This window comes from Streptomyces sp. NBC_00523 (assembly GCF_036346615.1).
Lineage (GTDB): Bacteria > Actinomycetota > Actinomycetes > Streptomycetales > Streptomycetaceae > Streptomyces.
The window spans coordinates 130,093-152,930 of record NZ_CP107836.1 but is presented as its reverse complement, the minus strand read 5'-3'; the positions used below and the strand labels follow the sequence as shown (position 1 = coordinate 152,930).

The following is a 22,838-nucleotide window of genomic DNA, read 5'->3' as shown; positions in this document are numbered from 1 at the left end:
CGGCTATCCGGAGTTCGCGTCGTTCTCGTGCACATGCGCGGCGATGACCGCGGCCTGGACACGCCGCTCCACACCCAGCTTCCCCAGAAGCCGGGAGATGTGGTTCTTGACCGTCTTCTCCGAGAGGTACAGCCGCTGTGCGATCTGCCGGTTGGTGAGCCCCTCGCCGATCAGCTCCAGAACGGAGTGCTCCCGCTCCGAGAGACCCGCGAGCCGCTCGTCCTCCGGGGACTTCCGCTCCTCGGGCCCGCGCAGCGAACGCATCAGCCGGGCCGTGGTCGCCGGATCGAGCATCGACTGCCCCGTCGCCACCGTGCGGATCGCCGACACCAGGTCGGACCCGTTGATCTGCTTCAGCACGTATCCCGCCGCCCCCGCCATGATGGCGTCGAGCAGCGCGTCCTCGTCGTCGAACGAGGTGAGCATCAGACAGGCCAGCCCCGGCAGCCCGGAGCGCAGTTCCCGGCACACCCCGATCCCGTCGCCGTCGGGCAGGCGCACATCGAGGACCGCCACATCGGGCCGCAGAGCCAGCCCTCTGGCGAGACCCTGCTCCGCCGTCGCGGCCTCTCCCACCACTTCCATGTCGGGCTCGTCATCGATCAGGTCGCGCAGCCCCCGGCGTACGACTTCATGATCGTCCACGAGGAAGACCCGCGTCGGCGCTCCGGGAACCGGCGGACCGGACATGGTGACCTCTCTGCTCGGCGGACACACAACCGCCCCCACTCGAATTGTCCGCCATCACGCCCCTTCCGGACACCGGTGGGGCCGTGACCCGGTTCCACGGCACACGGTCGCGGGGCCGTGTCAGTGGGCCCGGTTACGGTGCACGGCATGACGCATTGGATACACCGCGCGCTCCCGCACCACGAGGAGACCAACGTCGTCTTCTTCCGGGGGTTGTCCCTGGACACGCTCGTGCGAGGGCTCCTCGACCAGCAGCGCATGCCACTCGCGTACGGCGGGGGAGCCGACTGGGGACTGGTGATGCACGACATGTCCAGCTGGGAGTGCGGCGAGTACGACCTCGCCGATTACGGACGGCTGTGCCCGGACGGCGGCGAACTCGGTGTTTTCGTGACCGAGCCGTGCTGGGCCAAGGCTCACGGGCCCTCGTTCCAGTACTACCGCGAGGGGCGCCTGATCACGGGCTTCAGCTTCGAGACCCCGTACTTCCGCGCGGGTGAGGAGCCCGATCTGCTGCTGCCCGCCCTCACGGCGGCCCGTCCTACGGGGCCGGCGGCGGATCACGACCGGGAGGACGACGAGGAACGTACGGTGCGGGCCGTCAGCGGCTTTTTCTCCTTTCCCGAACTCGAAATGCCTTGACCGGGGCGCCCGGAGGGAGATCGCTAATCTGAACGAGTGCTTTCTTACGACGAATTGACTTCACCGGAGCGCGAGCTGTGGGACGCGTTCCCCGAGGGACGCCGCGTGGACCTGCGCACGGGTGCGCCCGAGGACGACCGGGTCACCGAAGGCGGCGCGTGGGGGCCCGGGCGGACGGTTCGTGCCGCCGTGATCGCGGCGCTGCTCTCGGGCGGGAATGCCGTGCGGCCCGGCGCCGTCGCCTGCGTGGAACTCGTCGGCGCGCGCATCAGCGGCCGTCTGGACCTCTCGGACGTGGAGATCGGGCAGGCGCTCCGGATCGAGGAGTGCTGGTTCGAGCGGGCACCGAAGCTCGTCGGGGCGTCCGCCCGGACGATCCGTGTCGTGGACAGCCGACTGCCGGGCCTCGAAGCCGCCCTCGTACGGGTCGAAGGGCACCTCGATCTGTCCCGGTCGCGCGTGGAGGGATGCCTGGACCTGCTGAACGCCTCGGTGGCGGGCGAGTTGATTCTGAACGGTACGCGGGTGTGCGTGTCCGAGGGCTGGGGCGTGATCGCGGACGGCCTGCACACGGGCGGCGGCATCTTCTGCATGCACGGGTTCACCGCCCGGGGCGGGATACGCATGCTGGGCGCGCAGCTGTCCGGCGGACTGTTCATGCAGGGCGCGCACCTGGAGCGCCCCGTGCCGTTGGGGCGCCCGGGTCCGGGCGGAGTGGCCCTGGCCCTGGACAACGTCGGGGCGCCGACGCTCAACTTCTCCGGCGGTTTCACCTCCCACGGGACCGTGCGGCTGCGGGGCGCCCGGGTCTCGGACCTCCTGACCTTCGAGGGGGCTTTCCTGAGCGCGGCACCCGGCGGCGACGGCAGGGCCGTGGTCGGACGCGCCATGCAGGTGTCCGACTTCGACCTCGCCCTCACCCGACGACCGCACGGCACCGTGGACCTGCGCGGCGCGCAGGTGGCCTCCCTCCACGACAACGAGCACAGCTGGCCGGACGTGGTGGAGCTGGAGGGCCTCGTCTACGACTCCCTCCGGGCACCCGGGCCGAACGGCCGCCGGGGGTCCGTGCCCGGCCGGGTGGCGTGGATCCGGCGCGGTCCCGGCTACAGCCCGCAGCCGTACGAGCAGTTGGCGAACTGGTACCGGAAGGCGGGCCACGACGACGACGCCCGCCGCGTACTCCTGGCCAAACAGCGCCACCGGCGCCGTACGCTGTCACCGGCCGCGCGGGCCTGGGGGTATCTGCTCGACGGGTCCATCGGCTACGGCTACCGCCCCTGGCTGGCCGGTGTCTGGCTCCTCGCGCTGACGCTCCTGGGCACCCTGGCGTTCGCCGCGCACCCTCCCGTCCCCGCCAAGGAGGGCGAGGGCGCCCCGTTCCAGCCCCTCGTCTACACACTCGACCTGCTGATCCCCATCGGCGGCCTGGGGCAGCGCACGGCCTGGTACTGGGCGGACGGCGGGCTCCAGTGGCTGGCCTACCTCCTGATCGCGCTCGGCTGGGTGCTGGCGACCGCCGTCATCGCGGGTGTCACGCGCACCTTGCAGAAGAACTAGCCGGTGCAAGCGCGGCGGCCGCGGTCACACCGTGGAGGAGCCGCGCGCCAGGCGAAGGTTTCCCCCTCGGGTACGCGGAAATGCCTTCGACCGGTCACCACTGGTGCGGCACCCTCTGCGGTATGACCACGCCCTCCTTCATTCCCGGACTGGAACTCTCGCGCCGCTTCTACCTCGAAGCCGTACTGCCGCTGCTGGACGAGACCGTCCCCGGGCTGGCGCACTCCGCCGCCCGGCTCGGCAGCGGTTCGGAAGTCCTCGGGTTCGACACCGCCCGCTCCGCCGACCACGAGTGGGGACCCCGGTTGGAGGTCTTCCTGCACCCGCGCGACGCCGCCCGTCACGCGGCGGACATCACGGCGCTGCTCGCCGAGCGCCTGCCCAAGACGTTCTGCGGCTACCCGACGCACTTCGCCGAGGCGGGCGACGACGGCATCGGGGTCATGCGGGAGACCGGGGGACCGGTGCACCACCGGGTGACGGTCACCGACCCCGGCACCTGGTTCACCGAGCGGCTGGGATTCGACCCGGGCCAGGGCGTCGCTCTGGCGGACTGGCTGGCCACCCCCGCCCAGCGCCTCGCCGAGGTTACGGCCGGTGCGGTCTTCCACGACGGCCTCGGCGACCTCGTACCGGCCCGGACCGCCGTCGGCTGGTACCCCGATGACCTCTGGCGGTACCTCCTCGCCTGCCAGTGGCGGCGTATCTCCCAGGAGGAGGCCTTCGTCGGACGCTGCGGCGAGGTGGGTGACGAACTCGGCTCCGCCGTTGTCGCCGCCCGGCTGGTCCGCGACCTGATGCGGCTCTGCCTGCTCATGGACCGGCGCTACCCGCCGTACGGCAAATGGCTCGGCAGCGCCTTCGCGCTCAACGCCCAGGGGCCCGCCCTGACGCCGGTGCTCACCGCCGCCCTGGCCGCGACCGACTGGCACACCCGCGAGCAGCACCTCGCCCGTGCGTACGAGACCGTCGCGGCGGCGCACAACGGCCTGGGCCTCTGCGACCCCGTCGACCCCACGACACGGCCGTACCACAACAGGCCGTTCCAGGTCCTGCACGCCGAACGCTTCGCCGGAGCCCTGACCGCCCGGATCACCGACCCGGCCGTCCTCGCCCTGCCACCGGCCGGCACCGTGGACCAGTTGATCGACAGCACCGAGGTCCTCAGCCGCCCGGACCTCGCCCGCGCCGCCACCCGCGCGACGGTCTTGCCGTAGGGCCTTGCCGGCAGACCAACGACAGGGCCAGGACCGTCAGGTGCCCACCGTCCGCGCCCCCAGCACCGGCAGCAGCCGCAGCTTCTCGTCGTCCGGCGAACCCGGCGTGGCGGTGTACACCAGCAGCGTCTGGTTCTGCTCCGGGTCCAGCAGGACCTGGCACTGAAGGGTGAGGACGCCCAGCTCGGGATGGCGTACCAGCTTGGGGTCCACCCGCGGTACGTCGATCTCGTGCGCGCTCCACAGGGCCGCGAACTCCTCGCTGCGTTCCAGCAGGAGGTCGCGCAGGTGCTCGGCGCGGCCGCCCGCACCCTGCCGCGAGTACGCGTCCCGCAAGCCCGAGGTGAAGAAGCGGCTGTGCAGCGGGTGGTCCTCCTCCGGGTACAGCAACCGGGCGGCGGGATCGGTGAACCAGCGGTAGGTGAGGCTGCGTTCAGGTCCGGTGAACCGCGTCTGGTCGCCGAGGAGCGCGATCGCCGCCGGGGTCTGGGCCAGGGTCTCCGCCACATCGCTGACGACCTGCGCCGGGGTGTCGTCCAGCCGCCCGAGGATGCGCATCAGGCCGGGCGTGATGTGGTCGGAGCGCAGATTGCCGGGGCGCGAGGGGGTGTTGTGCCCGGCGATCCGGAACAGGTGGTCCCGCTCGGCGAGCGAGAGGCGCAGACCGCGGGCGATGGCGGCGAGCATCGGCTCCGACGGCTGCGGCCCGCGCTGCTGCTCCAGGCGGCTGTAGTAGTCGGTCGACATGCCGCTCAGCGCCGCCGCCTCCTCCCGGCGCAGGCCCTGGGTGCGGCGGCGCGGCCCGCGGGGCAGCCCCACGTCCTCCGGTTGCAGGGCTTCGCGTCGGGTGCGGAGGAAGTCCGCGAGTTGTGCTCGGTCCACGGTTCCAGTCTCCCTCGTGGCCCCGGTGCCTGACATCCGGGGCGCGGTCGTCAAGGCGTACGGGCCCGGCCGGGCCCGGTCCCTCAGAGCAGCATGCCGCCGGACGCCTCGATGCGCTGTCCCGTGACCCAGGAGGTGCCCTCGGCGAGCAGCGCGGCAGCGGCGGCACCGATGTCGTCGGGCTCACCGGGGCGGCCCATCGCGGTGACACCGCTCAGCATGGAGCGCATGCCCTCGTCGTCGCGGACCCCGCCGCCACCGAAGTCGGTACCGGTGGCACCCGGTGCGAGGGCGTTGACGGCGATGCCGCGCGGCCCCAGCTCCTTGGCGAGGTACCGGGTGAGGATCTCCACGGCGCCCTTGGCCGCGGCATACGCGGCGGTCGGCGCGGCGATGAAGCGGGTCAGGCCGGTGGAGACGTTGAGGATGCGGCCGCCGTCCTGGATCACGGGCAGCAGGGCCTGGGTGAGGAAGAAGACGCCCTTGACGTGGACGTCCATCAGCCCGTCGAACTGCTCCTCGGTCGTCTCCGCGAACGGCGCGTGCACGCCGTGTCCGGCGTTGTTGACGAGGACGTCGAGGTGGTCGCGGCCCCACTCCCGGTCCAGGGCCTCACGCACCTGTGCGGTGAAGGCGGGGAACCCGGCGGTGTCCCCGGTGTCCAGCCGCAGGGCGACCACCGTGCGGCCCAGCTTCCTGGCCGCCTCCGCGACGGCCTCCGCCTCCTCGGCGTGCGAGCGGTAGGTGAGGATCAGGTCGGTACCGGCCTCGGCGAGATGCAGGGCGGTGCTGCGGCCGAGGCCCCGGTTGGCGCCGGTGATCAGGGCGATGCGGGTCATGGTGGCTCCGTTCGGATCGTGGTGCGGGCGGACCGGCCGGTCCGTCGCCGCCTACTCCTCAACGATCGCGCGGCCGGAAGGTTGGATGAAGGCCGCGGTTATCCAGGGATCGCGGATCCCCCCTTCCGGGATACGCGCGCGCGGACCGCGCCGCGCACGCGAGCCCGGTACGGCCACGGGGCCCGGACACCTCGCACACACACCGCCACATAAGCTCGTGCGGGCGAGGGACCTCGCATGTGGGTGTGCATCGACTTTCGAGGAGCCCAAGGTGACCGGAACCGGCGTGCGGTGGCTTGCGGGGGCGCTGGTCATGGCCTGCCTGCTGCTCGCCGGCCCCAGCGCGTCGAACAGCGTCTACACGGCCCAGCCGCTGCCGGCCAGTGCCCCCGAAAAGGTCGTGCCGAACCGGGTCATGACCTGGAACATCTGCAACCCCTGCAGGGGGAGCGGGCAGAACGCCGGCCGCGCGGCGGAGATCGCCACGTACGCGCCTCAGGTCATCGGCTTGCAGGAAGCGTGCGTGGGTGATGTCGAGAGGATCCGGGACTATCTGCGGTACCGGTACGGGCTGGTCTACCACGTCGCGTACGGATCGGTGCTGCCGAGTTGGAGCCGGTGCGGGGGACTGCCGTGGAGCCCGGGAGGCTTCGGCCAGGCGATCCTCTCGGCCGCCCCGATGACGGACCGGGTGAACGTGGAGTACCCCGACGGCGGTTCCGAGGACCGCGGGTACGTGGCCGTCACGACCCTCGTGGACGGCCGGCCCGTCCGGGTCTTCAACACACACCTGGCCGAGCGGAGACAGGCACCGGTCCGCGCGAAGCAGACCCCCGTGCTGGCGAAAGCGATCGCCCGGTACGACCGGACGATCGTTCTCGGCGACTTCAACGCGGTGCCCGACGCCCCCGAACTCATCGCGATGTGGGGCGTGGCCCAGGACGCGGCCCCCGGGTGCGGCCCCTCCGGGACGGGCGCCTGCGAGCCCACCACCGACTGGCGCAGCAAGTTCGACTACATCTTTCTTCGCGGCTTCGACTCGTTGAAGCAGCAGGTGCACCTCACGCCCTGGTCGGACCACGATCTCGTGCAGGCCGACCTGAGCCGGACGTAACCACGACGACGGCTATCCGCTCCGGGCCAGCAACCCGGTATCGATGACCTCGGCGACCAGCGCGGCGCCGCGGCTGTTCTGGTGGATGTGGTCCGTCGTGAGCACGAGACCCCGCCGCCGCGCGATCGCGTCGAGGCTGCGGCGCAGCACCGCGTGCTGGACCAGGACGCCGATGGTCGCCGCGGGCGTCGCCTCCTTGTACGGCACCGGCGGCGGGTCCGCCCGGCGCAGCTCCTCGATCTGGCGTTCGTGGAGCGGCAGGTAGGCCACCTCGCTGTGGGCGGCGACCTCGGAGATCAGACTGCTGTACGCCTGCGAGGCCTGTGCCGCCGGTCCGTCGAGCCGCTGGCCGAGTATCGGGAGCGACAGCAGTCCGATCGTCGCGTCGGTCTCCGCCCGCAGCCGCGCGAGAACGGCTTCCAGGCACTCCTGGAACCAGCCGGCCGACGGGCGAGCGGGGAGCCTCTTCCGCTTCATGGCCTGTTCGACCGGGTAGCCGGCAAGGCTCGCCCGGGCGTCGTTGGTCCCGATCAGCACGGTGATCACATCGGGCGGGTTCGCGACGACGGTGTCGAGGCGCTGCAAGAGGTTGTACGCGAAGTCGCCGTTGACGCCGAAACGGGCGGTCCGCACCTCACCGGGAGGCCGCCGTCGTGCGAGAAGATCCAGGTAGTCGACGCTGAACTGCGCGCGGGTGAGGCTGTCTCCGAGGCACGCGACGCGTGTCGTCACGACGCGTCCTCCGGCCCGGACGTGCCGACGCCTTCGGCCGGGCGGCTGTCGGTCCGGGGGCGGTGGTCGGTGCCGAGGGTCGCGGTGACGGACAGGAGGGACGTCGGCCCCTCCATGTCGACCGTGTGCCATACCCCGGCCGGATTGATGGTGGCCTCGCCCGGCCCGAGCCGAACGTGATCGTGGACCCCGATCACGTCGCGCGTGATCGTGACGGACCCGCTGAGGCAGACGACCAGCTCGTCGCCCGCCGGGTGGCTCTCCCAGTGCTCGCCGGGGCCGTTGCCGTCGAAGATCATCACCATCCGGCCCTCGGCGCCGTCCGCCGCGACCGCGGTGCTGTACGCGCGGAGCACCTCCGGGTCCCAGGCGAAGCCCTCGACGGATCGCGCTCTCGATCCCAGCCCGAGGTGGACGGGGGTGGTCCGCAGGTCCACGGCCTTGTGTTCGTTGTTGACGAGTCTCATGCCGACGATCGTCCACGCGGACGATCGGGCGGTCTTGAAGAAATGGGAAGAGCGGCCGACGGCTGCCCGGTCCCGAGGAGGACTTCGCCGTGACGCCAGGCCGTCGGTGACCGGCCGGTGAACTCGCGCCAGTCCCGTACGAGATGGGCCTGGTCCGCGTAGCCGGCGACGGCTGCCACATCGCCCCACGGGAGCGGGTCCCGCGCCGCCGCCAGCTCGTGTGCGTGCTCGAAACGCAGGACCCGGGCGACGGTCTTCGGCGAGAGGCCCACCTCACCGCGAAACCGCTCGGTGAGGTATCGGCGGCTCCAGCCCAGCTCCGCGGCGACCACGCCCACCTGCACGCACCCGCGCGCGGCGACGAGGCGGCGCCACGCCTCGGCCACCTCGGGGCGCACCCGGCGCACGGGCCCGACAGCCCGCAGCAGCAATTCGTCCAGCACGGCGAACCGCGCCGCCCAGGTCCTCGCCGACCGGAGCCGGTCGACCAGCTCGACGGCGAGCGCCCCGAGAAGTTCGTCCAGCGGGACCAGCCGGTGGGCGAGCTCGGCGGCGGGCATGCCGTAGACGGCCCGGGCCCCGAGCGGTGTCAGCGCGATCTGGACCCCGCGCTGGCGTCCGTCGTGGTGAATCGCGACGGACCGGCACATCAGACCACCGGCCACACCGCCGAACCGGGCGACCGGCGACCCGTCGTCAACACCAGCCGCGACCTCCAGAGGATCCGACAGGCTGATCACCGCGGTGAGCGCACGGCCCGGCGGTCCGCAGTGCACTCCTGCGGGGAGGGCGCGGAGGTCGAAGCCGACGTACGAGTCGACGTACGCGCGCAGGGCGGGCGCCGGACGCGCACTGAGCCCGGTGGCCGTGTGGTCCTCCATTCTCCCGAGCTTACGAGCCGCCCGGCCGCGTACGGCGACCGGTCAGCGGGTGCGTTCGTAGTGACGGCGGGCCTTCTCGCGGTTGCCGCAGAGGGCCATCGAGCACCAGCGGGCGCGGTTGGCGCGGCTGCGGTCGATCAGGAACAGCCTGCACGCGTCGTTGGCGCAGGGGCGCAGCCGGCCGGGTAGCTGCTCCTCGGTGGCCGCCCAGCCGAGAACGGCCTCGACGGCCAGGCGGGCGTGCGGGGGAGTCCTGACCGACCACCGCAGGCCGTCGGAGCTGATCTCCGGAACCTGGTGGACGCCTTCGAGCAGCGGGCTCAACGCGGACGGCGGGCTGTCCCCGCGTACGACATCCCGCAGGACGTCCCGCGCCTCGCGCAGCAGCGCCAGTTCCGCGAGGGTGCCGTCGCCGCCGTGCTCCCGCGCCCAGCGGCGGCCCTCGGCGGGGTCGCGGAGGGCGTCCTGTTCCTCGCCGTTGACCAGGGGCCTGCTGTTGAGCAGGTCCAGCAGGGTGTCCATCGGTCACCGCTCTCTCTAACCGGATCGATTCGTTTGACAGGTTAGCTCGCTCGCCGCATGCTTGCACCACGACGCACTAACCAGATCAATGACTCAAAGGGGTTAGGTATGAGCTCCGTACACCACCGGACCGCCACCATCGACGGCCACGAGATCTTCTACCGTGAGGCAGGCCCCGCCGACGCCCCCGCGATCGTCCTGCTGCACGGCTTCCCGACCAGCTCGTTCATGTTCCGCGAGCTCATCCCGCTCCTGGCCGACCGCTACCACGTCATCGCGCCGGACCACCTCGGCTTCGGCCACTCCGACGCCCCCCTCGCCACGGAGTTCACCTATACCTTCGACGCCCTCGCCGAAATCACCTCCCAACTCCTCGACCACCTCGGCCTGGACCGCTACGCCCTCTACGTCCAGGACTACGGCGCCCCCCTCGGATGGCGTCTCGCGCTCAAGCACCCCGAACGGATCTCCGCCCTCGTCACCCAGAACGGCAACGGCTACGAGGACGGCTTCGTCGAAGCGTTCTGGACCGACGTCTGGGCGTACGGGGCAAACCCCGGCCCCGACACCGAACCCGCGGCCCGCGTCGCGCTGAGCATCGACGCCATCCGCTGGCAGTACGTGCACGGCGTACCCGACCCCGGCCTGGTCAGCCCGGACACCTGGGAACACGACTACGCCCTCGTCTCACGCCCGGGCAACGACGAGATCCAGCTCGCACTGTTCCGCGACTACCGGAACAACCGCCCGCTCTACCCGCTGCTGCACGAATACCTCCGCACCAGCGGGGTCCCGGTACTCGCCGTCTGGGGCCGCAACGACGAAATCTTCGCCCCGGCCGGTGCGCAAGCCTTCGCCCGCGACGCCAAGGGCGCGGAAGTGCACCTGATCGACGGCGGCCACTTCCTCCTGGAAAGCCACCTGCACGTTGTCGCGGGTTACATGCGCGGCTTCCTCGGCCGGGTGCTGGGGTAACCCGCATTCCGCCCTCAGGACGCGCTGAGGGTGACTCCGTCAACGGTCCAGAACCAGTTGTTCCCGCCGGTGTAGCGGAAGCGGACGCGGGCGCTGGTGGCGCCGGACGGGACCCGGAGCGTGACGGCCTCGGCTCGGGACGGCGTGTCGGCGGTGTAGGTCTTCACCGTGACCGGGGCACCTCCGTCCCAGGACACCGACACCTCGCCCTTCTGCGGTGCCTCCTGGCGGTAGAGGGTGGTGTAGCGCAGGACGGCGGTGGACCCGCCGGTGACCGCCCAGGCCGGGCCGACGAGCGTGGAGTCGAACGTGCCGCTGGAGGACTTGTCGACCCACTCGTCCCCGTCGGCCACGGCGAAGACATTGCGGGCGCGGATGTTGGACTCCCGCTGCCGGCCGCGCTCGGCGGCGGTCCAGAACTCGTCGGTGGTGAAGGACCAGCCGCGCCACTCCGTCATGCCGCCGGTGCCCATCGCGCCGTTCTCGACGGACCAGCCGGCGGGCGGGGTGTGCGTGAAGCCGGTGAGGGCGGCGGGGATGCCCGTCTCGTCCACGCGGGCGGTCAGTCGCGGGCGCAGGGTGTCGAACGCGTCGGGCACGGGCGTCTGGAGCGGTCGGCCGTCCAGGCCCCACGAGGCGTCGATCGCGATACCGAGATGGGCGAGTGCGGAGGCGGCGACGTCCGGCATCTTGATGTCGAAGCGCGTGGTGCCGGCCGCGATCGCGCCGCCCCTGGCGATGAGGAAAGACAGCCGGCGGCGGAGCCCGCCGCGAGCCAGACCGTGGTGACAAGCGCCGAGCGGAAGGACGCGGAGCCGAAGACCCCGGCGTACGGCGCGAACGAGAGGCCGCCCCCGTCCGGGCTGACGGACTGCCGGACCACGAGGAACAGCGGATAAAGGAAGACCAGCGCCAGCGCGACGACCGGGGGCAGCGCCCAGAGGAACGCCGGCGCGCGACGCGGCTCACGCGGGCCGGGCCGGGTGGCGGGCAGCGAGGGCCGGGGGCCGGCCGGCACCGTGGCGGACTCCGGTACGCGGGTGGGCGCGGCGCTAGGTGTTCTGTCCCGGGAGGTTGTGGACGGGGTGAGTGAGATCTCGGCTGAGGGATCTTGAACGGGTGAGGGCCTTCCGGGTTCGGTGTGGATTGCGACGTCGACACCGACCGAAAGGCCCTCGTGCCCCACCGTAATGCACCCCTGACCGAGACGGGACGCCTGCGTCTGGCCCGCTGCGTGGTCGAGGACGGCTGGCCCCTGCGCCGGGCCGCCGAACGCTTCCAGGTCGCACCCACCACGGCCCAGCGCTGGGCACACCGTTACCGCCTCCTCGGCGAGGCCGGCATGAGCGACCGTTCGAGCCGCCCGCACCACAGCCCGCGCCAGACCCCCACCCGCACCGAACGACGGATCATCAAGGTCCGGGTCCTGCGCCGGTGGGGCCCGGCCCGCATCGCCCACCTGCTGGGTCTGGCGCCCTCCACCGTCCACCGCGTCCTGACCCGCTACCGGCTTGCCCGCCTCACGCATCTGGACCGGGCAACCGGCCGGGTCATACGCCGTTACGAACGCGACCAGCCCGGCGAACTGGTCCACGTCGACATCAAGAAGCTCGGCAACATCCCCGACGGCGGCGGCCACAAGACCCTCGGCCGGCAAGCAGGCCGCAGAACCCGCTCCGGGGCCGGCTACAGCTACATCCACACCGCCGTCGACGACCACTCCGCCTCGCCTACAGCGAGATCCACTCCGACGAACGCAAGGAAACCGCCATCGCCTTCTGGACCAGGGCCCAGGCGTTCTTCACTTCCTGCGGCATCACCGTCGAACGCGTACTGACCGACGACGGCGCCTGCTACAAGTCCCACGCCTGGCGCGACACACTGACAGCGGCCGGGATCACCCACAAGCGAACCCGGCCCTACCGGCCCCAGACCAACGGCAAGGTCGAACGCCTCAACCGCACCCCGCTCGACGAATGGGCCTACGCCCGCCCCTACCGCTCAGAAGCCGAACGCCGCGACGCCTTCCCGCACTGGCTGCACACCTACAATCACCACCGCGGACACACCGCGCTGAAAGGCCAACCACCCGCCAGCCGCGTCCCCAACCTCACAGGGCAATACACCTAGGCCAGCCGGAACACCGGGCCGCGCGGGGTGAACGGCAGTGACGCGCCCTGCGGGATCAGGTAGGCGTGCTCGCGCCGGATGCGGAGGACATCGCACCAGCCGTCGGTGATGACGAGGACCGGCGCGCCCGGCGGGAAGTCGTCCGCCCGTTGCAACAGGTCCACGCCGGGCTGGAGTTCGGTGCCGCCGCGGCCGCGTACCCGCACCCGTCCGGCGATCTCGGTGGGCGGCAGGTAGCCGGCGTCGTAGGGGGCGGCGTCGCAGAAGACGACGCGTGCGGCGGGTACGTCGCGGGCCTCGGCGTACGAGGCGATGGAGCCGAGAGCCTTGCCGAGCAGGGTGCTGTTCATCGAGCCGGAGGTGTCCAGCACGACGCCGAAGGTGCAGCGGGCCGTCTCATCGGGCGGGAAGTACCGTCCGGCGCGCGGGATGTCGGGGGTCGATGCCTGCCGCCGCGCCGGGCGCGCGTACGTCCGTACGGGCTCCGGACGGGGAACGTACTCGTCGAACCAGCGGGCCAGCCGCGCGTCCCACGGTACGGGCGGGTGCGCCAGGGCGCGGATCTCCTGGATCAGCCCGGCGGGCAGGAGGCCGCGCTCCCCGTACTGGTGGAGGTCGAAGCCCTGCACCAGTCCGCGCCGGTAGAACTCGTCCAGGTCGGTGTACGGACCGGCACCGGCATGCGGCAGCGGCTCGCCGAGGATGTCCCCGGCGCCCTTGCCCCGCAGCGTCGCGAGCCTGCGGCGGCGGCGCAGGTCGTGCGCGATGCGGTCGTACACCTCCTCGGCGGACAGGCCCCGCAGCTCCGGGTCGTACAGCAGCCCTTCGGGCATGTCGCCGACGCGCATCTGGACCAGCCAGTCGTTGACGACGTAGTCGGCGGCGACGTTGAAGAGGAACGGGTCGCGGCCCCCTCTGCGTTCGCCGTGCCGCAGCGCGGCGTGCAGCATCTCGTGCGCGAGGACGAAGCGCCATTCCTCGTCGGTGAACGCGCGCAGCGGGTTGATGTAGATCTCGCCCGCGACCGGACTGACCGCCGCGATGGAGATGTCCTGCGTCCGGGCGAGTTCGGCGTCGGCCACGATCTTCAGGCCCGCGGCGAGCCCGCCCAGCAGGGGGTAGGAGGAGACGAACCAGTTCAGGGCACGGTCCCAGGGCCGCTGGGGTTTGCGCTCTCCGGTGACCCGGTCGCGGCGGCCGCCGGCCACGTCCATCGCGGCGGACACACTGCGGGTCAGCGCGTGTGCGAAGGCGGTCTCCCAGTCCGGGACCGCGGAGTTGTCCCAGGCGTTCCAGGTGGTGAGGACCTGGTCGGGGTGTTCACCCGCGGTGCCGCAGTGCTCGTGGGCGGCGGGGATGCCATCGCGGCGCCACCGCGCGGCGAGCATCTCCTCGTCGCCGCCCGGGAACGACTCCGGCAGGGCGAAGGGCGCCCGGCCCATCGGATGGCTGACCAGGAAGCGGTTGACGACCGCGCAGCGCGCCGCGACGTCGAAGCGGTCGGGCTGTTCGCGCGACGCGGCCGCCGAGGCGGGCACATGACCGAAACCGAGGTGCAGCAGACAGTGGGCGAGCGCCCATGCCCATTCCGCCGGATCGGCCCGTTTGGTGGGGTGTACGTGGACGGTGCCGTTCGACGTGACGGCGGCCAGTCCGCCGGCCGGGGTCAGCGCGCACTTCTCCTGGCGGCACACGGACGCCTCCACGGCCGCGAACGCCGGGTTGCGCTTGACGAGCGCGAGCCCGGCGGCGAAGGCCTCGGTGGCCGGGTCGACCGTGTTCTTGTTCTTCCCGTCCTTGCCCCCGCCCCCGCGCCCGCCGGACCCCTTCATCGCCGGGCCTCGACCAGCCGGGGCATGTCCCGCGCGGCGTCCACGAGGAACCACGCGGGCAGCACGGGCAGCCCGTCGGCGTCGTCCGCGATGACGGTCTGCGCGACCTCGACCGAGATCTCGGCCAGCTGGACGAGCAGCGACTTGGCCCGGTAGGCGGTCTGCCGCAGGGACGGCGAGACGTGCTTCTTCTCACGCGGCAGCTCCTTGACCAGGCGTCCCCGGAACGCGTCGGCCAGGTAGTAGAGCAGGTCGCGGTCCTCGGGCCGCTTCGGCCAGGAGGCGTCACCCTTGAGGATCGCCTCGATGCCGAAGGCGTGACGGACGATCTTCGCGTAGCCGCAGAAGGAGACGGCGTGAGCGGGCGTCAGCGTGCCGTGCACCACGACCTTCAGGGTCTCCTCGTCGATCTCCGGCCCGAAGGAGTGCAGGGCGTCCGAGAGCATGTGCCAGGAGCGGGGCGTGGAGAACGGCTCCTCGGTCTTGGGCGGCTGCGACCACAGGTGGTCCGGGCGGTCCACGAGGTAGTCCGTCACCCACGGGTGGACCCCGTTCTCGCCCGCCCACACCAGCCAGTCCGCCGCCGAGGCCCGGAGGTGGACATGGGTGAGCCGGTTGACCAGGGCGGAGGCGATGGGCCGCGCCAGCGCGTTGTCCGTGGCACGGTTGCCGGCCCCGATGACGATCGAACCGGCGGGCAGTTCGTAGGACCCGATACGCCGGTCCAGGATCAGCGAGTAGAACGCCTTCTGCACATCGGGGGTCGCCGCGTTGAGCTCGTCCAGGAACAGGCAGTACGGCTCGTCACGGGCGATGGACTCCGGGGGGCAGAACACGGACCGGCCGTCGCGGATCCGGGGCACCCCGATGAGGTCCTCCGGTGCGAGCTGCGTCCCGAGCAGGCTGACGCACTCCAGCCCCAGGGACTCCGCGAACTTCCGTACGAGCGACGACTTGCCGATCCCGGGCGCGCCCCACAGAAACACGGGCCGCACGGTGGCGAGGCCCAGCAGCAGTTCGGGGATCTGAGCGGGGGTGACGGTGACGGCAGCCTGCACGCGGGAACGTTCCTTCGGATTCCGGGAGTCGGAGACCGCCAGTATGCGGAGGCGCAAAGGCACGCGCAGCCCAATTTAGCCCTGCGGAGAGCCTGAGCGTTCTGCCCTCCCCCCGTATGCCGGACGCGTCGAAGCAACCCGGACTAGCACTGGGCATCGATCTGCCGGGAGAGCCCCTGGAAGAACTCCTGAAGACTGGCCGCGGCAAGGTCGAACTGATCGAACCAAGAGGCGGTGGCAGACCTCCAGACGCGTCCCGAGCCCGCCAGCGCGAACAGATGCCCGCCCCCGTCACTGGCGAACACCAGGGCGGCCTCCTCCCCGTCGATCGAGACGGCCCCGTAAGCGCGGAAGTGGTCCGCGACCAGCGAGGCAGGGTGGACGAAGCAGCCGTTGTCGACATCGGGCAGGGAGACCTCGTCGATCACCCAGTACATCGTCGTCAGGTCCGACGGGATCGGCGTCAGCTCCACGAGCGCGCCGGTGGCTCGGTGGCTCGCATCCGAAGCGCGCACGACCACGTTGCTGCCCGGCTCGAAGCCGAACCGTGCCTGGAACGATGTCATGAGCTCCGAGAGCGCCGCATCCGTCCGCTCGCACCAGACGCGAAGCCACTCGGCATCAAGCCGTTCGTCGGCCACAGCCACCATCTCTCCTTGCCCTGGCCGTGATCTTGCCGGTGGCCGGCCACTGGTCTCACGGTCTACTGACCGGTATACAGGCGGGGTTCGGATTGTGAGAACTTTCGGGGAGGGCATCATGATGCAGCGGAATCGTCCGGGCAGGGCTGTATCCAAGCGACGCACCGCCATCGCGCTGGCCGCGTTGAGCAGCTGCGCGCTCACGGCCGGCTTCACCGGCACGGCCTCGGCCGCGACGGGCGGCGCGCACGGTTCGCCCCGCACCTCCTACGTGGCGCTGGGCGACTCGTACACGTCCGGTCCTCTGATACCCACGCAGGTCGACGCGAACTGTGCCCGTTCCGACCACAACTATCCCTCGGTCACCGCGCGCGAGCGCCACATCACCTCGTTCACCGACGTGAGCTGCGGCGGGGCGACGACCGTCGAGATGTGGGAGGCGCAGGGCACCAACGGGCCTCAACTGGACGCGGTGAAGAAGGACACGGACCTCGTGACCCTTCAGATCGGCGGCAACGACGTCGGCTTCGGCTCCATCATCGGCACCTGTGCCACCCTCAGCGCCAAGGACCTCGCCGGCAACCCCTGCCAGCAGTACTACGGGGCCAAGGGCTATGACCAGTTGACGCTGAAGATCCTCCAGACGGCGCCCAAGGTCGCCCGCGTGCTGCGGGAAGTGCACCACAAGGCGCCCCACGCACGCGTGGTCGTCGTCGGCTACCCGGACCTCCTTCCCGACGACGGCACCGGCTGCTTCCCTCAAGTCCCGTTCGCCGCGAAGGACTTCCCGTACCTGCGGGACACGGAGAAGCGCCTCAACCTGATGCTGCGCGCGGTGGCGCTGCTGAACCGGGCCGACTACGTGGACACGTACGGGCCGACCGTGGGCCACGACATGTGCAAGGCACCCGCCGACCGGTGGATAGAGCCGTTGAGCCCGGCTGCGCCCGCCGCTCCCGCCCATCCCAACGCGAAGGGCGAAGAGGTCATGGCACAGGCCCTCCTGAAGACCCTCGGCAGGGGTGCGGGGCGCCACTGACTCATTCCGTGGGGACGCGGGAGAAGTGGAAAGCGGCCTGGACCACGAGCACCACGGGCAGGGCGAGGAGCAGGGACCACGGCACCGCGCCGGCCGCGGCCAGGAGGCAGATGACGGGAAGGGCGAGGAGGGTGGGGATCGTTGAGATCAGCGCGATGCGCGCACGGATCCGTCGGTTCATCAGCAGGCTCCTTGGGGCGGACGGGAACGCGGGGGCGACCCCGGCGGGTGCGGGTCAGGAGGAGCTGTGGCGAGCGCGGTCCAGATACTCGGCCAGCTCTCGCCAGTCGTCGGCCGGAGCATCGGGGTCTCCCGACATGGCGGCCGGATCGTCGTGCCAGGCAGTCCTGACTCCGGCGGAGATACCGGCATCGCCTCCGCTGAACAACGCGCTCAGCTCATCCATCCGGGCCACCAGGAGGCGGACCTTCCGATCCGTGGCGGGGGTGCCGGCCGTACGGAGTCGTTCGGCTCTCCGGTACAACTCGGGCCACTCGACGTCGAGCAGGTAGTGCATGGCGGGCCCCAAGGCGGCGGCCCGGGTCCGCAGGACCTGCATCTCGTCGGAGTCCAGATGGCGGCGCAGCGTGTGCTCGCCCTCCGGACCGGTGCCGCCGATCGCCCGCAGCGCGTCGAGCAGCGCCGCGGCCGCCGGAGCCTCGTCGGCCGACAGCTCCTCACCGAGCTGTACGAGCCGCTGACGCAGGGCACCGAGCGCCTTGATGGACGCCTCCACCCCCGCCAGATGATCCCGGACCAGGTGCAGCGGATCGACACCCGCGTCGAGGCAGACAGCGATGGAATCCAGCGCCAGCCCGAGGCTGCGCAGCGCCAGCACCTGATAGAGACGGGCGAGGTCGTCCTCGGTGTACTCCCGGTGTCCTCCCGCGGTGCGCCGGGAGGGAGTGAGCAGCCCGATGGTGTCCCAGTGGTGCAGCGTGCGCACGGTCAGACCGCTGGCCTCCGCGAGCCGGCCCACTCTCCAGGTTGCAGAAGTGGTCATGGAGCCACCATGCATCCTCACGCCACGTGAGGTTCAAGCTCTGGTGGCTCTTTTTCGTCAGGCGCCGTTTCGTCAGACGTTCGGTGGCTAGGCCGCCCGGCGCCCCGTCCGCAGCTCCCGGCCGTTGGCCAGGTCCTCCGGGTCCAGCGCCAGCGACACGGCGGCCGTCGCGCCGACGTCCGCCAGGCTCTCCGCGTCGGGCAGCAGCTCCACGCCGTCCGCGCCGGGCCGGTGGATGAGCACGGGGACGTACTCACGGGTGTGGAAGGCGTGCCCGGCCGTCGGGTCGTTGCCGTGGTCACCGGTCACGATGAGGCGGTCGCCCGGCGCGTCGAGCAGGGCGACGAGCGCGGCCAGGCCCGCGTCCGCCTGTTCCAGGAGGCGTCCGTAGCGCTCGGTGTCCTGCTGGTGCCCGGCCAGGTCCGTCTCCTGGATGTTGGCGACCACCAGGCCGTCGCCGCAGGCGCGTACCGCTTCGAGGGTGTGCGTGAGGACGTCGGCGGTGTCCACGGCCGGGTGCCGGGCCGCACGCTCGCAGGCCAGGATGTCGGCGGCCTTCCCCACCAGGGTGACCGGGATGCCCGCGCGGGCGGCCAGGTCGGGGAGCTGGCGGGTGTGGTCGATCCGGGCGCCCAGGTGCTGCACTTCGAGACCGCCGTTGCGGTAGAAGCCGGTGGCGGGGGTGTCGAGGCCCACCGTGCCCTCCTCACCGGCCCGTACGAAGCGGTCGAGCGGGCCGTCCGCGTGCCCGCCCACCGCGATGACCCGCGCGACGGGAGCGACGGCGCGCACCGTGCGGGCCACGGCGAGGATGCCGCCCGGCCCGTCGAACGGCAGGTCCTCCAGCCGCCCGGAGGCGTTCCAGTTGATGCCCGGGTCGGCCTCCAGGTTGTCGTGGACCAGCACCGCGCCGTCCACGACCAGGAGCGGCCTGCCGTCCAGTCGGCCGACCCGGTGGCCCGCCGCTTCGAGGGCGGCGGTCACCTCGTCCAGGTGGTCGGCGAGCCGCGCCACGGTCACCCGGCTGAAGTCGGCCCCCATCATGGTCTGGTGCCCGGCGAAGGTGTCGGCGCCCGGATAGCCGAGCGCGGCCCGGCCCGCGGCGACGGGCAGATGGGTGCGCCGGGCGAGATCGGGATGCGGGTGGACCAGGCCGAGGCCGAGTGAACCCAGCACGGGCAGCCGCAGCGGGCGGCCGAACGCCTCCCGGCAGTGGTCCAGCACATGCCCGCAGGTGTCGGCGGTCAGATCGCCGGGGCGCGTGGTGCCCGCGTCGGGCATGGCGCCGATGCCGAATCCGTCGATCACGACGATGACGGTCTTGGCCATGGGGTGCCTCCTCAGCTCAGGGACCGGCCCTGGGCGTCGTACAGACCGTTGAGACGGGGCGTCCCGGAGGAGAGTCCGGAGACGACGGCGACGGTCGAGCGGGTGACGAAGATCTGGGTGCGGAAGGCCAGCAGCGCGGTGTCGCCGATGCGGACGTCCTGTCCGGGGGCGGGCGCGTCGAGCAGCCGGTAGTAGTCGATGTTCTCGGCGGGCGCGTCCAGCACGTTCAGACGTGCCCCGGTGCGCGGCAGCAGGGCGCTCCTGATGTGGGAGCGGGCGTAGAACCCGCCGCCGAAGACGGCGGGGCGGCCGTCGCCCAGGGTGTGGGCGACCTCGGTGACGTACACGTAGGCCGGGGTCTCGGGCTGCGCCGGGTCGAGCGCGTGCAGCGGGGTCGTGCCGGTCAGCGCGTGGCCCGGCTCTCCGTGGGTGGCGCCGAGGTCCGCGAGCAGCGGCAGGGAGGCCATCGAGGTGGCGCTGGGGGCGCTCAGCAGGAGGTCCGTGTGGCCGCGTCCGGCGAGCGTCTCGCGGGCCTTGAGAGCGAGGGCGAAGTTGGCCGTGGCGTATGGGGCACCCGTCGCCGGGTCGCACAGCACGCACGGGAAGGCGGTGACCCCCGCGATCCGGATGCCGGGAAGGCGTTCGGCGGCGTCGGCGAAGGCGTCGAGCCGGTTGAGCGGGACGCCGCCCTCCTGGCCCGGGTAGACGCTCCCCTCGGCGCCTTCGAGACGGATCAGGACGTCCTGGACGAACCCCAGCCGCCTCGCGGTGTCGGAGACCGCGCGGGCGTTGTCCAGGTCGTAGACGGTGACGGTCTCGGGACGCCACGCCAGCATCTCGGGCAGGGCGCGGCGCGGGATCTGGACGAGGTGGCCGAGGTTGCCGGCACGGGCCCCGGAGGCGTGCAGGGTGCGCGCCTCGGGCGGGTCGATGGCGGCGTAGCGGGGGATGTGCCGGGCGACGGCCCGGATCAGCTCCGGGTTGCGGCCGAGCTGTTTGACGACGAACCAGAGCGAGAGGCCCAGCCGTTCGGCCTCGGCGGCCAGCAGCGCGGCGTTGGCCTCGACGGCGTCCAGGTCCATCACATAGGTGTCCGGCGGGATCGCGCCCTCGTCGTGCAGTGCGGCCGCGGCCTCGACGAGCCCGGGATTGCGGGTCAGTACGGTGTCGAGAAACACGGTCAGTCGCCCTTCCGGTCGTTCAGCGCGGCCAGCGAGCGGCGCAGGATCTCGATGACGAGGTCCGCGCCCGCCCGCATCGGGTTGATGCGCACGGTCCAGTCGGCCAGTTCGGGGGAGTCGTCCAGGGCGGAGCTGGACATCCGGTAGAAGAGCGGCGTGATCTCGTAGCGCGAGTTGGAACCCACCGGGTACGGGGCCGCGCCGAAGCGGGCGGCGACGGCGGGCAGCTCCCTGGCCACGGGCCGGTCGAGCCGGACGAGCAGGCACCGGTCCTGCGCGTTGGCGAGCCGGACCTCGGCGACCCCGGGCACCTCGCCCGCGGTCAGCCGCTCGGCGACCTCGGCACCGACCTGGGACTGCACGGACCACATGAGCGGTACGTGGGTGAGCGCGCGCAGTGCGTCGAGCGCCTGGTGCCCCTGGACCTGGCCGCCGCCGGAGTAGTTGTCGCGGCGGATGTGCTCGATCAGGTCCCCGGCGCCGACGACGATGCCGACGCCCTCCGGGCCGTGCAGCTTGAACAGCGAGAAGCAGGAGGCGTCGGCGCCCAGTTCGACCCCGGCGGCCGGGGTGCGCATCACGGCGTAGTTGTCGTCCACGACCGTGCGGACGCCGGCGGCCCGGCAGGCGGCGAGGACCGCGCCGGGGTCGTAGGAGTCGGCGAGCCGCTGCCGGGTGTGCTGGACGTAGGCCCAGCGGAACCGCCCGGATTCCAGGGCCTCGCGCAGCTCGTCGGGATCGTTGAAGTCGGCCTCGACGGTCTGGACCCCGAGGCCGCGCAGTGTGACCTCGGTGGTGCGGTAGACGGGCGCCCGGTGGATGAGGAGGGGGTCGTCCGGCCGGACGGCGGCGGTGAGGGCGGCCCGGATCGCGCCGGTGCCCGCGCCCTGGACGAAGGCGGCGCCCTCGGCACCGAAGAAGTCGGCGAGGACGGACTCGACGCGTGCGGTGGTGGCGGGGCGCCCGAGGCCGGGCACGACCCCGGCGTCGGAGGCGAACAGCTGCGGGCCCTCGAAGTGGCGGGCGGTGGCCTCGATGAGCCGGAACTGCCGGGCGACGGCGTCGGCCGGGGCCACGGTCGCCAGCGGGAACGTCCGGGGGAGTACGGGGTGCATGGTCAGCTCTCTTCCACGTTCACGCCGCTGAGGAAGCGCAGCGGATTGCGGCGGGTCAGCAGGTCGATCAGGTCGTCGTCCACGCCCGCCGCACGGGCCTCGGGCAGGAAGCTCCCGAAGAGGTGCCCGTAGCCCTGGCCCCCCTCGGAGGTGAGGTAGCCGTGGCGGGAGACGTCGCAGCTGAGCAGGACCCGGTCGGCGTGCCCCGCCTCCAGGAGGGCGAGCAGGAGCCGCAGCCGGGTGTCGTCGCTCTGGTAGCCGTCCTTGCCGACGGTGTCGAAGGCGACGTAAGCGCCGCTCGCGGCCAGCTCCCGGTGCACCGCCGGATCGTCCAGCAGGTCCTGATGGCCGATCGAGATCCGGTGCGGAGGCAGCCCCTCGCCGGTGAGCAGTTCCAGCTGGGCGAGGCCGCCGCGGCCGAGCTGGGCGTGGGTGGCGACGGAGAGCCCGGTGGCGAGGGCGGCCCGCGCCGAAGCACGGAGCACCTTGCTCTCGGGCGGCGTCGGGACGTCCCCGTGGCTGCCGATCTCGCCGAGGACGCCGGGGCGGATGCCGGTGGTGCCGATGCCGTCCTCGATCTCGCGGACGAGGGTGGCGGTGAGGTCCCCGAGGCCGCCGCGGTCGATCTCGGGGGTGTGGAACGGCTCGTAGTACCAGCCGGTCGCGGCGACGACGGCGACCCGGGCGTCCCGGGAGATCCGGGCCAGGGTGCGCACGTCGCGGCCCATGCCGCGACAGGTCAGCTCGATGACCAGGGCGAGTCCGTACTCCTCGCGGAGTGCGGCCAGTTCGGCGGTGACGGCGGCGGCGTGCCGGCCGGCGGCGAGCACGGCGCCGCCGTCACCCCGGTGGTCGAGGTCGAGGACGAGGTGTTCATGGGCCAGGGCGGGGCCGCGTACCGCATCGGGGGCGATGTCTCCGAGAACGGTACGCAGCACGGGGGCGGGGCTGTTCATCGTGGGGGGTCCTTCTTGGGTCGGCCTGCGTGA

General features: G+C 72.0%; 23 protein-coding genes and 1 pseudogene. 7 read left to right on the top strand and 17 right to left on the bottom strand.

The features are described from left to right. Positions 1–3: 3 nt before the first annotated feature. Entirely contained in the window at positions 4–690 is a 687-nt protein-coding gene (locus OHS17_RS00745; protein WP_330310560.1) for a response regulator transcription factor, read from the bottom strand. A gap of 147 nt (positions 691–837) precedes the next feature. On the opposite strand from OHS17_RS00745, the gene OHS17_RS00740 reads away from it, so the two are divergent. From OHS17_RS00740 to OHS17_RS00730, 3 genes are all read left to right on the top strand, one after another. Further along, positions 838–1,332, top strand: coding sequence for a hypothetical protein (locus tag OHS17_RS00740; protein WP_330310559.1), 495 nt, complete (start codon positions 838–840; stop codon positions 1,330–1,332). A 36-nt stretch (positions 1,333–1,368) separates the two neighbouring features. Continuing rightward, positions 1,369–2,892, top strand: a complete 1,524-nt coding sequence (locus tag OHS17_RS00735; RefSeq protein ID WP_330310558.1) for an oxidoreductase — start codon at positions 1,369–1,371, stop codon at positions 2,890–2,892. Between the two features lie 122 nt (positions 2,893–3,014). Next, entirely contained in the window at positions 3,015–4,109 is a 1,095-nt protein-coding gene (locus OHS17_RS00730) for a DUF4037 domain-containing protein (protein ID WP_330310557.1), read from the top strand. Between the two features lie 36 nt (positions 4,110–4,145). Here OHS17_RS00730 and OHS17_RS00725 read toward each other — a convergent pair whose 3' ends face one another. Both OHS17_RS00725 and OHS17_RS00720 read right to left on the bottom strand, forming a co-directional pair. After that, the gene (locus OHS17_RS00725; RefSeq protein WP_330310556.1) at positions 4,146–4,991 is read right to left on the bottom strand and encodes a helix-turn-helix transcriptional regulator; all 846 of its coding nucleotides are present in this window, start codon (positions 4,989–4,991) and stop codon (positions 4,146–4,148) included. 83 nt (positions 4,992–5,074) lie between these two features. Beyond that, positions 5,075–5,830, bottom strand: a complete 756-nt coding sequence (locus tag OHS17_RS00720) for an SDR family NAD(P)-dependent oxidoreductase (protein WP_330310555.1) — start codon at positions 5,828–5,830, stop codon at positions 5,075–5,077. A gap of 271 nt (positions 5,831–6,101) precedes the next feature. On the opposite strand from OHS17_RS00720, the gene OHS17_RS00715 reads away from it, so the two are divergent. Next, positions 6,102–6,944: an endonuclease/exonuclease/phosphatase family protein gene (locus OHS17_RS00715; protein ID WP_330310554.1), complete on the top strand. Its 843-nt coding sequence runs from the start codon at positions 6,102–6,104 to the stop codon at positions 6,942–6,944. Positions 6,945–6,956: 12 nt separating this feature from the next. Here OHS17_RS00715 and OHS17_RS00710 read toward each other — a convergent pair whose 3' ends face one another. The 4 genes from OHS17_RS00710 to OHS17_RS00695 are packed head-to-tail and all read right to left on the bottom strand — an operon-like array spanning position 6,957 to position 9,546. Further along, complete coding sequence (locus OHS17_RS00710; protein WP_330310553.1) at positions 6,957–7,676, bottom strand: SGNH/GDSL hydrolase family protein; 720 nt, start codon at positions 7,674–7,676, stop codon at positions 6,957–6,959. Next, positions 7,673–8,143 (bottom strand): cupin domain-containing protein, encoded by a 471-nt coding sequence (locus OHS17_RS00705; RefSeq protein ID WP_330310552.1) that lies wholly within the window; start codon positions 8,141–8,143, stop codon positions 7,673–7,675. Before OHS17_RS00705 ends, OHS17_RS00710 begins: the two co-directional genes overlap by 4 nt. Further along, on the bottom strand, positions 8,140–9,024 hold the full coding sequence (locus OHS17_RS00700) for an AraC family transcriptional regulator (RefSeq protein ID WP_330310551.1): 885 nt from the start codon (positions 9,022–9,024) through the stop codon (positions 8,140–8,142). Before OHS17_RS00700 ends, OHS17_RS00705 begins: the two co-directional genes overlap by 4 nt. Before the next feature lie 42 nt (positions 9,025–9,066). Further along, a complete protein-coding gene (locus OHS17_RS00695; protein ID WP_330310550.1) occupies positions 9,067–9,546 on the bottom strand; it encodes a CGNR zinc finger domain-containing protein in 480 nt (159 codons plus the stop codon). A gap of 108 nt (positions 9,547–9,654) precedes the next feature. Between OHS17_RS00695 and OHS17_RS00690 the strand changes: the two genes are divergently transcribed. Continuing rightward, positions 9,655–10,521 (top strand): alpha/beta fold hydrolase, encoded by an 867-nt coding sequence (locus OHS17_RS00690; protein WP_330310549.1) that lies wholly within the window; start codon positions 9,655–9,657, stop codon positions 10,519–10,521. Between the two features lie 14 nt (positions 10,522–10,535). Here the strand turns inward: OHS17_RS00690 and OHS17_RS00685 are convergent, their stop codons facing one another. After that, positions 10,536–11,210, bottom strand: a complete 675-nt coding sequence (locus OHS17_RS00685; protein ID WP_330310548.1) for a hypothetical protein — start codon at positions 11,208–11,210, stop codon at positions 10,536–10,538. A 488-nt stretch (positions 11,211–11,698) separates the two neighbouring features. On the opposite strand from OHS17_RS00685, the pseudogene OHS17_RS00675 reads away from it, so the two are divergent. Further along, a pseudogene (locus OHS17_RS00675) lies at positions 11,699–12,651 on the top strand (IS481 family transposase). On the opposite strand, the gene OHS17_RS00670 reads toward OHS17_RS00675, so the two are convergent. From OHS17_RS00670 to OHS17_RS00660, 3 genes are all read right to left on the bottom strand, one after another. Then, positions 12,648–14,483, bottom strand: coding sequence for a vWA domain-containing protein (locus OHS17_RS00670; RefSeq protein WP_330310547.1), 1,836 nt, complete (start codon positions 14,481–14,483; stop codon positions 12,648–12,650). The pseudogene OHS17_RS00675 and the gene OHS17_RS00670 overlap by 4 nt on opposite strands. After that, a complete protein-coding gene (locus tag OHS17_RS00665) occupies positions 14,480–15,541 on the bottom strand; it encodes an ATP-binding protein (protein ID WP_330310546.1) in 1,062 nt (353 codons plus the stop codon). Before OHS17_RS00665 ends, OHS17_RS00670 begins: the two co-directional genes overlap by 4 nt. A 143-nt stretch (positions 15,542–15,684) precedes the next feature. Further along, complete coding sequence (locus tag OHS17_RS00660; protein WP_330310545.1) at positions 15,685–16,191, bottom strand: hypothetical protein; 507 nt, start codon at positions 16,189–16,191, stop codon at positions 15,685–15,687. 109 nt (positions 16,192–16,300) lie between these two features. On the opposite strand from OHS17_RS00660, the gene OHS17_RS00655 reads away from it, so the two are divergent. Continuing rightward, on the top strand, positions 16,301–17,221 hold the full coding sequence (locus OHS17_RS00655; RefSeq protein WP_330310544.1) for an SGNH/GDSL hydrolase family protein: 921 nt from the start codon (positions 16,301–16,303) through the stop codon (positions 17,219–17,221). A 1-nt stretch (position 17,222) separates the two neighbouring features. On the opposite strand, the gene OHS17_RS00650 is transcribed toward OHS17_RS00655, so the two are convergent. The 6 genes from OHS17_RS00650 to OHS17_RS00625 all read right to left on the bottom strand — a co-directional run bounded on the left by OHS17_RS00650 (position 17,223) and on the right by OHS17_RS00625 (position 22,805). Further along, complete coding sequence (locus OHS17_RS00650; protein ID WP_330310543.1) at positions 17,223–17,402, bottom strand: hypothetical protein; 180 nt, start codon at positions 17,400–17,402, stop codon at positions 17,223–17,225. Positions 17,403–17,456: 54 nt separating this feature from the next. Then, positions 17,457–18,224: a MerR family transcriptional regulator gene (locus OHS17_RS00645; RefSeq protein ID WP_330310542.1), complete on the bottom strand. Its 768-nt coding sequence runs from the start codon at positions 18,222–18,224 to the stop codon at positions 17,457–17,459. An 87-nt stretch (positions 18,225–18,311) separates the two neighbouring features. Continuing rightward, entirely contained in the window at positions 18,312–19,553 is a 1,242-nt protein-coding gene (locus OHS17_RS00640; protein ID WP_330310541.1) for a phosphopentomutase, read from the bottom strand. 11 nt (positions 19,554–19,564) lie between these two features. Then, on the bottom strand, positions 19,565–20,731 hold the full coding sequence (locus OHS17_RS00635; protein WP_330310540.1) for an alanine racemase: 1,167 nt from the start codon (positions 20,729–20,731) through the stop codon (positions 19,565–19,567). Positions 20,732–20,733: 2 nt separating this feature from the next. After that, on the bottom strand, positions 20,734–21,849 hold the full coding sequence (locus tag OHS17_RS00630; protein WP_330310539.1) for an aminotransferase class V-fold PLP-dependent enzyme: 1,116 nt from the start codon (positions 21,847–21,849) through the stop codon (positions 20,734–20,736). 2 nt (positions 21,850–21,851) lie between these two features. Beyond that, positions 21,852–22,805, bottom strand: a complete 954-nt coding sequence (locus OHS17_RS00625) for a phosphotriesterase family protein (protein WP_330310538.1) — start codon at positions 22,803–22,805, stop codon at positions 21,852–21,854. Positions 22,806–22,838 lie beyond the last annotated feature (33 nt).